Annotated in this window: 11 protein-coding genes; 5 read left to right on the top strand and 6 right to left on the bottom strand. The window is 68.6% G+C overall.

Annotation, left to right across the window (positions count from 1 at the left end):
• Positions 1-95: 95 nt before the first annotated feature.
• The 6 genes from ACFWXQ_RS10440 to ACFWXQ_RS10415 form a co-directional block, all read right to left on the bottom strand.
• Entirely contained in the window at positions 96-1,022 is a 927-nt protein-coding gene (locus ACFWXQ_RS10440; protein WP_383939393.1) for a carbohydrate ABC transporter permease, read from the bottom strand.
• Positions 1,023-1,164: 142 nt separating this feature from the next.
• Positions 1,165-2,097 (bottom strand): carbohydrate ABC transporter permease, encoded by a 933-nt coding sequence (locus ACFWXQ_RS10435; protein WP_245697176.1) that lies wholly within the window; start codon positions 2,095-2,097, stop codon positions 1,165-1,167.
• Between the two features lie 3 nt (positions 2,098-2,100).
• Positions 2,101-3,441 carry an ABC transporter substrate-binding protein gene (locus ACFWXQ_RS10430; protein WP_383939396.1) on the bottom strand — a complete coding sequence of 447 codons (1,341 nt, stop codon included), beginning with the start codon at positions 3,439-3,441 and terminating at the stop codon, positions 2,101-2,103.
• 304 nt (positions 3,442-3,745) lie between these two features.
• The gene (locus ACFWXQ_RS10425) at positions 3,746-4,810 is read right to left on the bottom strand and encodes a LacI family DNA-binding transcriptional regulator (RefSeq protein ID WP_383939399.1); all 1,065 of its coding nucleotides are present in this window, start codon (positions 4,808-4,810) and stop codon (positions 3,746-3,748) included.
• A gap of 31 nt (positions 4,811-4,841) precedes the next feature.
• Complete coding sequence (locus ACFWXQ_RS10420; RefSeq protein ID WP_383939403.1) at positions 4,842-6,491, bottom strand: beta-xylosidase; 1,650 nt, start codon at positions 6,489-6,491, stop codon at positions 4,842-4,844.
• Positions 6,488-7,495 (bottom strand): hydroxyacid dehydrogenase, encoded by a 1,008-nt coding sequence (locus tag ACFWXQ_RS10415; protein WP_383939405.1) that lies wholly within the window; start codon positions 7,493-7,495, stop codon positions 6,488-6,490. The genes ACFWXQ_RS10420 and ACFWXQ_RS10415 overlap by 4 nt, the downstream gene beginning before the upstream one ends.
• Before the next feature lie 227 nt (positions 7,496-7,722).
• Here ACFWXQ_RS10415 and ACFWXQ_RS10410 point away from each other — a divergent pair, with 227 nt between their 5' ends.
• The 5 genes from ACFWXQ_RS10410 to ACFWXQ_RS10390 all read left to right on the top strand — a co-directional run bounded on the left by ACFWXQ_RS10410 (position 7,723) and on the right by ACFWXQ_RS10390 (position 13,722).
• Positions 7,723-8,967 carry an FAD-binding protein gene (locus ACFWXQ_RS10410; RefSeq protein WP_383939408.1) on the top strand — a complete coding sequence of 415 codons (1,245 nt, stop codon included), beginning with the start codon at positions 7,723-7,725 and terminating at the stop codon, positions 8,965-8,967.
• Between the two features lie 159 nt (positions 8,968-9,126).
• Positions 9,127-10,392, top strand: a complete 1,266-nt coding sequence (locus ACFWXQ_RS10405) for an ROK family transcriptional regulator (protein WP_383939411.1) — start codon at positions 9,127-9,129, stop codon at positions 10,390-10,392.
• 179 nt (positions 10,393-10,571) lie between these two features.
• A complete protein-coding gene (locus ACFWXQ_RS10400; protein WP_383939414.1) occupies positions 10,572-11,837 on the top strand; it encodes an ABC transporter substrate-binding protein in 1,266 nt (421 codons plus the stop codon).
• 29 nt (positions 11,838-11,866) lie between these two features.
• On the top strand, positions 11,867-12,829 hold the full coding sequence (locus tag ACFWXQ_RS10395; RefSeq protein ID WP_383939417.1) for a carbohydrate ABC transporter permease: 963 nt from the start codon (positions 11,867-11,869) through the stop codon (positions 12,827-12,829).
• Positions 12,826-13,722, top strand: a complete 897-nt coding sequence (locus tag ACFWXQ_RS10390) for a carbohydrate ABC transporter permease (protein WP_383939420.1) — start codon at positions 12,826-12,828, stop codon at positions 13,720-13,722. Before ACFWXQ_RS10395 ends, ACFWXQ_RS10390 begins: the two co-directional genes overlap by 4 nt.
• Positions 13,723-13,730 lie beyond the last annotated feature (8 nt).

Here is a 13,730-nt window from a genome sequence, read left to right as displayed (position 1 = left end):
CACCCGTTCAGGCGCGGCTACCTGAACAGCCGTGCGAGCGCGGCTGCCTCAACAGCCGTACGGACACGGCTGCCTCAACAGCAGTACGGACACGACTACTTGAGAGAACCGAGCGTGACCCCGGAGCGCCAGAAGCGCTGCATCGAGATCATCAGGATGACCATCGGGATGAGAGACAGCAGTGAACCCACGACCACCATGCCGGTCAGGTCGGCGGACGTGTCGACCTTGACCTTCAGCCACGAGTAGAGGCCGACCATCACGGTCCACTTCTCCGGCGTACGCAGGAACACCAGGGGTCCGAAGAACGAGTTCCAGGAGCCGACGAAACCGAGCAGGAAGATCGTCGCCGCGCCCGTGGACATCAGGCGGGCGCCGACGGTGAAGAAGATGCGGTACTCCCCCGCGCCGTCGATGCGGGCCGCCTCCAGGAGTTCGGGCGGGATGGCGCCCTCCGCGTACACCTTGGCGAGGTAGACGGAGAAGGCGTTGAAGAGGCTCGGCACGATGATCGCCGACGGGGTGTCGACCATCCGCAGGTCCGTGAAGAGCAGGAAGGACGGGATGGTGAGCAGTGCGTGCGGGACGAGGAAGGACCCGATGATGCAGCCCATCAGTACGCCCCGGCCCCGGAACTGGTACATCGCCAGGCCGTAGCCGCAGGCGACGCAGACCAGGGTCATGCCGGCGGTGCCGACGACTCCGTAGTAGAGCGTGTTCCAGAGCCACTTGAGGAAGATGCCGTCCTGGTAGGTGAACAGCGCCTTCAGGTTGTCCGTGAAGTGCAGGTCGGAGAACCACAGGCCGTTGGTGGTGTAGAGGTCGGACTGGTTCTTGGTCGCCGAGACGATCAGCCACCACACGGGGGCCAGCGAGTAGAGGGTGAAGAACACGACTCCGCCGAGGACCAGGGCCTTGGTCCGCCGGGAATGCCGGACGGGGCCGGTTCCCTCGCGGGAGGCGGTGGCGCCGCGCTTCGGGCGCGGGGGTGTGGTCGTGGACCGGTCGATGGTTGCGGTCATGAAGGGGAGACCTCGCTCGTGGGCCGGGGACTCGTGGGCCGAGGAACGGACACACCGCCCGCGCCCGCCGCGGCAGGCTCGCGCCGCGCGACATGGAGGGGCACGGCCGGGACAGCGGTCGTGGGCCTGCTGCTGACGGCGGTCATGACGTGGGCGCCTTGTTCGTGAGCCGGTAGAACAGTGCGGACGCGGTGCCGACGACCAGGGCGAGGATGATCGAGAGGGCGGAGGCGTAGTTGAAGTTGCCCTGCTGGAAGGCCCAGTCGTAGATCGCCATGATCGGGGTGAAGTCGCGGGTGACCGTCTCCGGTGCCATGGACTTGAAGAGCATCGTGTCGCTGAAGATCTGCAGCGTGCCGATGATGCTGAGCACGGTGGTGAGGACCAGGGAGCGGCGGACCAGCGGCACCTTGATCGACCATGCGATCCGCCACTCGGAGGCCCCGTCGATGCGGGCGGCGTCGTACACGTTCGCGTCGACCGAGCGCAGCGCCGAGTACACGATCAGCATGTTGAAGCCGATCCCGCTCCACGCCATCAGGTTGCCGATGGACACCCAGATGAGTTCGCCGCCGTAGAAGTTGGCGTCGATGCCGAAGAGGTCGAAGAACGGGGTGAGCGGTCCGACGACCGGGCTGTAGAGGTAGATCCAGATCAGGGTGGCCACGATGCCCGGGATCATGTACGGGATCAGCAGCGGGATCCTGAAGCGGTCGGCGACGCGCTGCGAGGCCGCGTCGAGGAGCAGCGCGAGCCCGACACTGGCGATCTGGATGACCGGGATGCTGATCACCGCGAAGAGGCCGACGCGGAGCATGGAGGCCCAGAAGCGGCCGTCGCCGAAGCCCTCGACGAAGTTGTCGAGGCCGACGAACTCGACGGTCTTCTCGCCGAATCCGAGCCCGGAGCCCTTCTCGCTGTAGAGGCTCTCCTTGAGCGCCATGACGAGCGGGGTCACGGTGAACAGGAGGAACCCGAGGAAGAAGGGGACCGTGAACGAGGCGCCCTTGAGGGCCATGATCCGCCGCCATCCCAGGCGTGCGGCCCGGGACGGCGATTCGGTGACGGCTGCCATGGGTCAGCCCTCGACGTTGATGTTCTTGGACTTCAGGTCGTCGACCGTGAACTCCTGAAGGTGCTCAAGGGCCTGCTTCACCGTGATCTTCTTGGTGACGATCTTCGCCCACTGGTCCTGCAACTCCGCGAAGACTCCGGTGTAGTTGGGGCCGACCGTCCAGTTGCTCCTGGCATGCTCGACGGACTTGAGGATCACGCCGCGGGCCTCGGACTTGTGGGTGCCGAAGAGCTTGTCGGTGACCACCGAGTCGACCCAGGGGGTGACGTCCTTGACGGCGCCCGGCCACTCGTACTGCTTGGTGTCCTTCTGGTAGGTGGAGTCGATGCCGGCCTTGTCGGTCTTCATCCACACGGCCGCCTCGACGGCCTCCTTGACGTGCTCGCAGCCCTTGGGGACGAGTACGCCGTTGTTGGCGCTGTAGGAGGGGGTGGTGAACTCCGTGGTGTCGGAGAACTGGGGCAGGTCGATGGGCTGCCAGTCGCCGAGGGACTTCTTGTAGTTCAGTTCGTAGTTCTGCAGCTGCCAGGTCTGGGTGGGCAGCGAGACCATCTTCCCGGAGTCGAAGTAGCTGATCAGGGCGGGCCGGTCCTGGTAGGTCTGGTTGGCGACCATGCCGCCGTCGACCAGCTGCTGCACGAGGTCGGCGGCCTTGAGGGACTCCGGTGACAGGAAGTCGATCTTCCAGCTGTCGCCCTTCTGCTCGTACCAGGAGCCGCCCGCCTGCTGGACCAGGTTGACCAGGGTGGACGGGTCCTCGCCGGCCAGGTTCATGACGTACACGCCGTGCTTCTTGAGCTTCTTGCCTGCGGCGATCACGTCGTCCCAGGTCTTGGGGGCGTCGACGCCGTACTTGTCGTACACCGAGCGGTTGATCATCATGAAGGTCGGGTTGAAGCCGGTCGGGACGGCGTAGTAGGTGCCACCCGCCTGGACGCTGGGCAGGGCGGCCGGGTTGAACCGGTCGAGGTACGGCTTGAGTTCCTTGTCGACGCTGCTCAGCAGGCCCTCGCCGACGAGGCTGGGCACCTCGCCGAAGTTCTGCACCAGGCAGGGGACGTCCTTCTTGGCGGCGACCGCGTTGCGCAGGTTCTGTGCCGTGCCGGGGTTGTCGGCCTGCTTGACGAACTTGAGCTTGATGTCGGTGTGCGTGGCGTTGAACTTGGCCACCACGGGGTCGACGTTCTTCGTCTCCGACCAGCTCCAATACTCCAGGGTGACCGGCCCCTTCGACTGGTCCGAGGAGTCGTCGGAGCCGCCGCAGGCGGTCGCGGTGAGGGTGAGCACGGTGGCGAGCGCGGCGGCGGACAGGGTCGCGCGGTGCGGGACACGGGGCTGAGGCATGGCGGCTCCTGAGGGGACTGGAACAGGGGGGACCGTCCGCCGCTCGGGTTCTGCCGTCCGAGGGCGCCATAGAAATCGGTCTCTATGGAAGCTAGAACCGGTCCCGTACGTCGGCAAGACATCGGGCAGAGAAAACTGGGGAACCGGGCCAACTCACCCGGTTTTGCACGAGATTTCGAACCAGTAGCCGGAAAATAAGGAGCTATCGGACAGCCGATTTTCTAGAGACCGGTTGTCCAGAGAGGCACAACGACCGCTACAGAGAGGGAACGGAACGGGGAAGTCAGGGACGCGACGGGCGAAGTCAGTGCCCGGGTCGTCGTGTCGAGTCCCGCAGGACGATGTGGGTGCCGAGCACCAGGTGCTGGCTGCCGGGGAGTTCCTCGCGGTGCAGGGCCAGCCGGACGGCCGCGCGGCCCAGTTCCTCGTGCGGGACGTTGACGGTGGTGAGGGCCGGGAAGAGGTCCAGGGCCAGTGGCACGTCGTCGTAGCCGACCACGGACACGTCGTCGGGGACGCTCACACGCGCTTCGCGCAGGGCCTGCAGCGCGCCCGCCGCGACCATGTCGGTGCCCGCGAAGACCGCGGTGAAGTCGGCGCCGGACGCCAGGAGTTGGCGGGCTCCCTGATAGCCGTGCGAGCGGCTGAACGTGCCGTCCAGGATCAGTGCCGGGTCGGGGGCGAGCCCGAGCAGTTCGTGGGCGCGCCGGAAGCCGCTGAGGCGCTGGCCGCTGGTGGACAGTCCGGGCACCCGGCCGAGGTAGGCGATGCGCTGGTGGCCCGAGGTGAGCAGGTGGGTGGTCATCGCGAAGGCGCCGCCCTCGTTGTCGTACTCGACGACGGTGGCGGGCACCCCGGGGCCGAGCGGCGGCCTGCCGACGAGGACGAGCCGCGAGCCCACCCGGTCCAGGGCGTGCGCGAAGTGCGTCATACGGTCCTGGTAGGCCTTGTCCTCCCAGGCGCCGCCGACGACGATCACGGCGTCGGCCCGCTGTTCGCGCATGGTCTCGACGACGGCGAGGACGCGTTGCGGATCGCCGTGCGTGGTGCACAGCATGCAGAGCCTGCCCTCGGCGGACGCCTGCTCCTCCACACCGCGTGCGATGTGGGCGTAGAAGGGTCCGGTGACGTCGTCGACGACGAACGCGACTGTCTTGTTGGTGGAGCCGCCGAGCGCGCGGGCGTGCGCGTTGACCACGTAGTCGAGCTCGCGCATCGCCTTGAGGACCCGGGCGCGGGTGCTCGCGGCGACCGGGTAGGTGCCGCCCAGGACCCGGGAGACGGTCGAGGCGGAGACGCCTGCGCGCGCGGCGACGTCCCGGACCGTGGAGGCGTCATTGCCCATCACGGGCTCCGTCTTCTTGGCCACCGGCGGGCTCCCCTCCCCTGCTCTGTACCGGTCACCCTATGGGGTGGCCCGGTTCTCCTACGGGCCTCTCCCACGGGCCGGCCGGGCCGCCGTCGTCCTGCCGTACGAGCACCACCGACCAGGGCGCGAGCAGGCGTTCGTACGTCAGCTCGCCCGCCGCGTCGGCCCGTACGGTCTCCGTGCGCGGGGCCGTCCGTCGCAGGGCGGTGATGTCCTCGCGGGAGAGCGGTTCGGGTGCGCCGCGCTCGCGCCAGGCGGCGAGGGTGTCTCCGCCGTCCGCGCTGCCGGGCTCAAGGATCTCCACGGTGAAGGAGGCATGGGCCGGCAGTCCGGTGAGGTTCAGGGTGTACGGGACGGGGGTGCCCAGTGCCAGTGTCTCCTCGGCGACCGTGCGGTCCGGTGTCGAGAGGGGCACGGCGAGGGGCATCTCGGGCGGGTAGTGATGGGCGAGGGCGGCGATCCGGCCGGTCGCCGCGTCCCGGGTGACGACCGCGCCCGGCACCTGGGCGAGGAGTTCGTCGCCGAGCGCGTGCAGGAACCGGTAGGCGTGGTACGTCGGCTTGGGTATGCCCTGCTGGTTGAGGAGCCCGAAGCCACCGTGGAAGGCCGTGTCCCCGGCGCCCATCTCCTCGAAGACGTCCGTGAACGTCCAGTACGCGAGGGAGTCGACGAGGCCGATCGACTCCAGGTTGGCCCGCACGACGAAGGTCGCGGCCTGCGGGTGGTCGTGTGTGTGGTCCCGGGAGGAGGGGGTCGAGCTCCACTCGGTGAGGTGGATCTCGGCGTCCGGAAACGGGCTCTTGCCGACGATGTCCCGGACCGTGGTGAGGTCCCTGCGGGTGGCGTCGGCGCCGCGTGTGTAGTGGGCGCCCTCGCCGTGGTCGTCGAGCGCCCAGTCCGTGGGGTACGGGTGGCAGGAGACGAAGTCGACGGGCAGCCGCTCGCGCGAGCAGTGGCCGAGGAAGTGCTCCAGCCAGACGGGCCGCCACTCCAGGGCGTCGAGGTTGTCCGCGGTGACCGTCACGTGGCCGCCCTTGTCCTCGGTGTCGCCGTCGAAGCGCGCGTCCGGCACGAAGTTGCTGGTGGCAGGTCCGCCGACGCGCAGATCCGGGTCAATCGCCTTGAGGGCGTGGGCCGTTGCCGCGTACAGGTCGTAGTACTCGGCCCGGGTGCCGCGGAAGAACGGGTCGAGGTTCGGCTCGTTCCACACCTCGAAGTACCACTGGCGGACCTCGTCGATGCCGTACCGGGAGACCCAGTGGCGGACGGTCGCGGAGACCAGGCTCGCCCAGGCCACCAGGTCGGTGGGCGGGGAGCCGTGGGCGCCCCACCAGAAGATGGTGCCCTTCTCGCGGGCCAGGTCGCCCGGGCTGAAGCCGAGTTCGACGAAGGGGCGGACGCCCGCGTCGAGGAGCCGGTCGAACAGGTCGTCCACGTACTGGAAGTTGAGGACCGCCTGCCCGTCCCCGCCGAGCCGGTAGACGAACATGTCGTCGTGGAAGAGGCCGTGGAAGCGTACGTACCGGAAGCCGCAGCCGCCTGCGACCTGGCGCAACTGCTCCTGCCAGGAGGCGCGCAGGCCCTCGGCGGCGCGGCCCGCGCCGGCGCACACGGACCAGAAGTGGTGCAGCGGCTCGCCCGGGGCGGCGGCGTCGGCCCGCGGGGTCAGGATCGAGGTCATGCGGTGCGCTCCAGTACGGCGTGGTCGATCGCGTGGGCCAACTCCCGTCCGGACAGCAGGCGTTCGGCCTCCTCCGTGACGGCGAGACCGAGCCGGGCCACCTCGTTGCCCTGGGAGCCCGCGAGATGCGGGGTGATGAACGCGTTCGGCAGGTCGAAGAGCGGCGAGTCGACGGGCAGCGGCTCCGGGTCGGTGACGTCGAGGATCGCACTGAGCCGGTTCGCCCGCAGCTCTTCGACGAGGGCGTCGTGGTCGAGGAGGGCACCGCGGGCCGTGTTGACGAGCACGGATCCATCCGGCATCAGGGCGAGTTCGCGGCGGCCGATGAGGTGGAGGGTCTCGGGGGTCTGCGGGGCGTGGACGGTCACGATGTCACTGGTGGCCAGCAGGTCGTCGAGCGGCAGCAGGGGTACGCCGAGGGCGGCGGCCTCCGTCACGTCGACGTACGGGTCGGCGAGGGTGACCCGCAGGTCGAAGGGGCGCAGCAGTTCGATGAGGCGGCGGCCGATCCGGGAGGCTCCGACCACACCCACGCGGCGGCCGAAGTTGCCGATGCCCGGCATGATCTCCCCGTAGGGGAAGGCGCGTTGGGCGCGGAGGCGGTCTCGCTGGGCGAAGAGGTCCTTGCCCGCCAGGAGGATCATGGCGAGCGTGTACTCCGCCACGGGGAGGGCGTTCGCGCCGGCCGCGGAGGAGACGGTGATGCCGCGTTCCCAGACCGCGGGCGAGGTGAGTCCCTTGACGGAGCCGGCCGCGTGGAGGATCGCCCGCAGCCGGGGGGCGGCGGTCAGGACCGCCTCGTCGATATGGGGGCAGCCCCAGCCGGTGATCAGGATCTCCGTGTCGGCGAGTGCGTCCCGTACTCGGGGGTCGGTGAAGTTCTCGGCCGTCAGAGTGGGATCGATTTCTACCGCGTTGCCCAGGCGGGCCAGTACGTCCGGAGGGAAGATCTGGGGCACGTTCTCGGCTGTCATGGCGAAAAGTGCGGCGGGGCGTGGGCGCAAGGTGGGGTGACCTTCCGGATCGGTGACGCGTTTATAGCAACCGGTCTCTACGGTAGGTCTCGCGGAGCGAGAGGGTCAATGGACGGGGGTCCGGTGGTGAGTGGGTGGGTGCGGGTCGGCTGTGGCTGGGTGCGCAGTTCCCCGCGCCCCTGGGGTGGGACGGGGCCAGGTAGGTTCCAAGGGTGGCCGGTCTGCCGGTCACCGCGAACTTTCCGGGAGGACCACGGATGGCAGAGGTTCTGACGAACTGGGCGGGGAACATCACCTACTCCGCCAAGGAGCTGCAGCGGCCGCATTCGCTCGACGCGTTGCGGGCCCTCGTCTCGCGTGCCGATCGCGTGCGCGTTCTCGGCAGTGGGCACTCGTTCAACGAGATCGCCGACCCGGGCAGCGAGGGTGTGCTCCTCTCGTTGACCGCGCTGCCGCCGTCGGTCGAGGTGGACGCCGCGGCCCGGACGGTCCGAGTGGCGGGCGGGGTGCGGTACGCGGAGCTGGCCCGGGCGGTGCACGAGCGGGGGTTCGCGCTGCCCAACATGGCCTCGTTGCCGCACATCTCGGTGGCGGGTTCGGTGGCGACCGGCACGCACGGTTCGGGGAACGCGAACGGCTCGCTGGCCTCGCCCGTACGCGAGGTGGAGCTGGTCCTCGCCGACGGATCCGCCCTGACGATAGGCCGGGGTGACCCCCGCTTCAGCGGGGCGGTGACCTCGCTGGGTGCGCTCGGTGTCGTCACCGCGCTCACGCTCGACGTGGAGCCGGACTTCGAGGTTGCCCAGCATGTGTTCGGCCGGCTGGCGCTGGCGGAACTGGACTTCGAGACGGTGTCGGCATCGGCGTACAGCGTGAGTCTGTTCACCGACTGGCGGCGGTCGGGGTTCGTCCAGGCGTGGGTCAAGCGGCGTACGGATGTGCCGTGGGACGGGTTTCCGTGGGCCGAGCCTGCCACCGAGGCGATGCATCCGGTGCCGGGGATGCCCGCCGGGAACTGCACCCAGCAGTTCGGGGTGCCGGGGCCGTGGCACGAGCGACTGCCGCACTTCCGGCCCGAGTTCACGCCGAGCAGCGGCGCGGAGCTCCAGTCGGAGTATCTGCTGCCGCGACCGCACGCGACGGGTGCCCTGCGTGCGCTCGACGCGATCCGGGAGAGGATCGCGCCGGTGCTGCAGGTCTGCGAGGTGCGTACGGTCGCGGCCGACCGTCAGTGGCTGAGTCCGGCGTACGGGCGGGACACGGTGGCCTTCCACTTCACCTGGGTCGAGGACACGGCGGCCGTGCTGCCCGTGGTGCGGCGGGTGGAGGAGGCGCTGACGCCGTTCGATCCGCGGCCGCACTGGGGCAAGATGTTCACGATGGCGGCGCCGGTGGTGCGCGGGCGCTATCCGCAGCTGGCGGAGTTCAGGAACCTGGCGGAGGAGCTGGACCCGACGGGGACGTTCCGCAACGCGTTCGTCGGTGAGGTGCTGGAGGGGTGACGGACGGCTCGATCCCCACCCTGCCCGCCGTGAGCCGCAGGGACTTTGTACAGCCCCTTTCCTAACCCCTTGTCGAAAGTCGTCGGACGGTCATAGCCTTGCGCCGCGCCGGGGCCGTCGGGCCGCCATGGCCTGGAGGGACCGAGGGGGCACGTTCTGGTGAAGCGCACATCACGCGACATCCGCACCGCGAACCGTTATGGGGTGCTGCGCCAGATCATCGCCCACTCGCCCACGTCCCGCCAAGAACTGGCCGCCGCCACCGGGCTGAGTCTCGCCACGATCGCCACGCTGGTCGGGGAGCTGCTCGACCTGGGGATGCTGACGGAGGTCGGGTTCGAGGACTCCGCGGGTGGCCGCCCGCGGGGCCTCGTGGCCGTCAACGCGTCGGGGGGCGCGTTGATCGGCGTCGACATCGCGGAGACGTACGTCCGGGTCGAGCTGTTCGACCTGGCGCTGGGTGTGCTGGCCCGTGCCGACGAGGACATGCGGCCCGGCGAGATCCGTCCTGAGCAGGTCGTCGGGCATGTCGCCTCGGCCGTCGGCTCGGTGGTCGCGCAGGCCGGTATCGAGGGCGCCCGGGTGCTCGGGGTCGGGGTCAGCGTGCCGGGCCAGGTGGACCGGGAGGCGGGTGTCTCGGAGTACGCGCCGAACTGGGACTGGCACGACGTGCCGCTGCTCGACCTGCTCGCCGAGCACATCGCCTATCCGCTGTATCTGGACAATCCGCTGCGCGCCTGCGCGGTCGCCGAGTTGTGGTTCGGGGCCGCGCGCGGGCGCGGGGACGCCGTGGTGGTGAACCTCGGGACGGGTGTCGGTGCCGGGCTCGTGCTCGGCGGCGGGCTGCACCGGGGGGTGAGCAACAGCGCCGGCGAGTGGGGTCACACCACGCTCGTGCTGGACGGGCGGCCGTGCCACTGCGGCAACCACGGGTGCGTGGAGACGTATGTCGGGGCGCCCGGGATCATGCTGAACCTGCGGGAGTTGAGCCCCGCCAGCACGCTGCTGCATCCCGAGGACCAGACCGCGACGATCAACGCGATCGGACGCGGGGTCGCCGCGCAGGACCCGGTGGCGACCGAGGTGGTCCGGGACACCGCGCGTTATCTCGGCGCCGCCATCGCCGACCTGGTGAACCTCCTCAACCCCGAAGTGATCGTGCTGAGCAGCTGGGTCGCGGCCACGCTCGGCGAACCGCTGCTGTACGAGGTCCGCGAGGCCGTGGCCCGGCATGCGCTGAGACGGCCGCTGGCCGGCACCGAGATCGTCCTCTCCCCCATTCCCACCGACCCGGTGTGCCTGGGCGCGGCGACGTTCGCGCTGGAGGGTGCCCTCAGTTCGGTGGGCCTGAGACCCTCGGGCGGCAGGACAGCCGCCCCGCGTCGCGTCTCCGCCGCCAAGAGCCGTACAGCGCCGTCTTCTTAGCCCGTCGCCGAGCGCCGTCTTCTTGACGTCGACACCCCCCACGTCCGGTATTCCGGACGGGGTGCAACGCTTCGAACAGACTTCGTCCAACCCCTTGCCGAAGCATTAGCCGAAGGTTAACGTCCCGCCACCGCGCAGCGATTTCGAGCCGCAGCCGTACTCGAGACAAGGACGTCAGAATGTCGGCACTGAGCAACAGCAACTGGGACCGTCGATCCGTACTGCGAGCCGCGGCGGGGCTCGCCGCGCTGGGTCCGCTGGCCGCCTGCGGCGGCAACACCGGCCGTGAGGGCGGCGGCAGTTCGGGCAAGAACCTCGTGCAGTACTTCCACGCGTACGGCGAGGCCGGCACCGAGCAGGCCATCAAGCGGTACGCGAAGGACTACGACGGGGCCAATGTGACCACACAGTGGATCACGGGTTCCAACTTCGAGAGCAAGCTGTTCTCGGCGCTGCTCACCGACAACGCGCCCGATGTCTTCGAGTTCCACCCCCAGTTGCAGCTCATCGAGAGCGGCCAGGTCGCGGATCTGTCCGACCTCATCAACCCGGTCAAGGACGACTTCAACCCCGCCGACCTCAAGTCGCACACCGTCGACGGGAAGATATGGGGCGTCCGCATGATCGACGACCCGCAGTTCTTCTTCTACCGCAAGTCGGTGCTGGAGAAGGCGGGCGTGGACGTGCCGGGGACCCTCGACGAGCTCGTCGAGGCCGCCGCCAAGCTCACCACCGACAAGGTCAAGGGCCTGTTCATCGGCAACGACCTGGTCCAGACGCAGTACCCCCTGGTGTGGTCCTCGGGCGCGGACCAGCTCACCGCCGACAACAAGATCGCGTACCACACGGACGCGGTGGCGACGACGCTGTCGAAGTACCGCACGATGTTCAAGGCCGGTCATCTGCTGACCGGCGCGCCCGCCGACTCCTGGGACCCCTCCGCGCTGATCCAGGGCCTCTGCGCGATCCAGTGGTGCGGCATGTGGGCCATGCCCGCGATGCAGAAGGCGCTCGGCGACGACCTCGGCGTCTTCCCCTACCCCGTGGCCGCGGACGGGGCCAAGCCGTCCGTCTTCAACGGCGGTTGGTCGATGTTCGTGAACGCCAAGGGCAAGGACGTCGACCTGGCCAAGGAGTACGTGAAGTGGCTGTGGATCGACCAGAAGGAGCACCAGGAGGACTGGGCGCTGAGCTACGGCTTCCACATCCCGCCGCGCAAGTCGATCGCCGAGTCCGCGGACAAGCTCAAGTCGGGTCTGCCGGCCGAGGGCGTCAAGCTGTTCAACGAGTACGGACGGTTCGAGAACCCGTCCTGGACGCAGGCGATGATCACGGCGTTCGAAGAGGTGATCGCCGACGTCGTGCGCAAGGGCACTGAACCGGAGAAGGCCCTCGATACCGCGGACGCGAAGGTCAACCGCGAGCTCAAGAAGCTCTTCGGATAGGCCGAGGGACGGTGCGGACGGGTAACGACATGTCGACCACCACCACGCGTGACGTCACGCGCTCCGCCCCGGCCAAGGCCTCCAAGGCCAAGCCGCGGCGGGGCGTGCGGGGCACCACGTTCAACTTCTGGCTCTTCACCGGACCGTTCCTCCTCGGCCTGGTGATCTTCGTCTACGTCCCCATCGGCTGGAGTGCCTGGCTCAGCTTCTTCGAGGCGCGCTACACCGTCACGCCCGACAAGTTCGTCGGCCTGGACAACTACAGGTTCATGCTGACGAACGGCGACTTCGTGAAGTCGCTGTGGACCTTCACCGTCTTCGCCGCGATCGTCGTGCCGATCACCTGGGCGCTGTCGCTGGGTCTGGCGCTGATGGTGCACCGCCTGCGCTTCATGAAGGCGTTCTTCCGGTCGGTGTTCTTCCTGCCGACCGCGTGCAGCTTCGTCGCCGCCTCGCTGATCTGGAAGATGTCCATCTTCAGCGGTGTGCGCTTCGGCCTCATGAACACCGTCCTCGGCTGGTTCGGCATCGACAACATCGCCTGGCTGGCCAACCCGAACCCGCCCTGGTACTGGCTGGTCATCCTCACGGTCCGGCTGTGGCTCCAGGCCGGCTTCTACATGATCCTGTTCCTGGCGGCCCTGCAGAACATCCCGCCGGAGCTGTACGAGGCGGCCGCCATCGACGGCGCCAAGCCGGGCTGGCAGACCTTCCGGTTCATCACCCTGCCCCAGCTGCGGGCGACGTCGACCGCCGTGATCCTGCTGCTGCTCGTGGCGGCGTTCCAGGCCTTCGACGAGTTCTTCAACCTGCTCACGAAGACGACGTGGGGCCGGCCACCGCTCGTCGAGCTCTACTACACGGCCCTGGGCGACGACCAGGACTACGGCGCCGGCAGCGCGGGCGCGATCATCCTGACCCTGCTGATCTGCATGGTGACCCTGCTCCAGGGCCGGTTCCTGGGCTTCGGAAGGGGGGAGGAGTCCAAGTGACGACCACCATCGAGCCCCGCAAAGCGGCCGCCGAGCCTCGTGACAAGCGCGAGCGCAGGCGCCACCGGCGTGGCGTACTCAGCTCCACCGGCCTGTACATCGCCACCGGTGTGTGCGCCCTGCTCTTCCTCGTCCCCTTCTATCTGATCGTCCGCAACGCCCTGTCCACGGACGCCGAGATCACCGGCGAGAACTGGAAGTTCTTCCCCACCGACATCCAGTGGGGCAATGTCTCCGAGCTGTTCAACGACGAGACCGTGCCCTTCGCCCGCTCGCTGTGGAACTCCGCGGTCGTCGGCGTCCTGCACACGGTCGGCACCCTGCTGGTCTGCTCACTGGCCGGCTACGGTCTCGCCCGTATCCCGTACAAGCACGCCAACAAGATCTTCTACGCCGTTCTGGTGACCCTGATGGTCCCGGCGGCCGTCACGTTCGTACCGAGCTTCGTGCTGGTCTCGTCGCTCGGCTGGGTGGACAGTTACCGAGGTCTCATCATCCCGGGCCTCTTCAGTGGTTTCACCTGCTTCCTGTTCCGGCAGTACTTCCTGGGGTTCCCCAAGGAGTTGGAGGAGGCGGCACGCATGGACGGTCTCGGTTACTGGGGCGCGTACTGGCGCATCGTCGTCCCCAACTCGCTGAACTTCATCGCGGCCATGGCCACCATCACCTTCATCAGCGGATGGAACGCCTTCCTGTGGCCGCTGGTCATCGGCCAGGGCGAGGACGCGTGGACGGTCCAGGTCGCGCTCTCCTCGTACATGACCAACCAGACCGTCAATTTCCATCTGATCTTCATGGCCACCGCCATCTCGATCCTGCCCCTGGTGCTCGTGTTCCTGTTCCTCCAGCGCTGGCTGGTGCAGGGAGTCGCGCAGACGGGCATCAAGGGCTGACCAAGGAG

Origin of the sequence: Streptomyces sp. NPDC058697 (assembly GCF_042715345.1) — a bacterium.
In the GTDB taxonomy this organism is placed as follows: domain Bacteria; phylum Actinomycetota; class Actinomycetes; order Streptomycetales; family Streptomycetaceae; genus Streptomyces; species Streptomyces liliifuscus.
The sequence above is the reverse complement of the archived record's forward strand: the minus strand, read 5'-3'. Positions and strand labels throughout refer to the sequence as shown.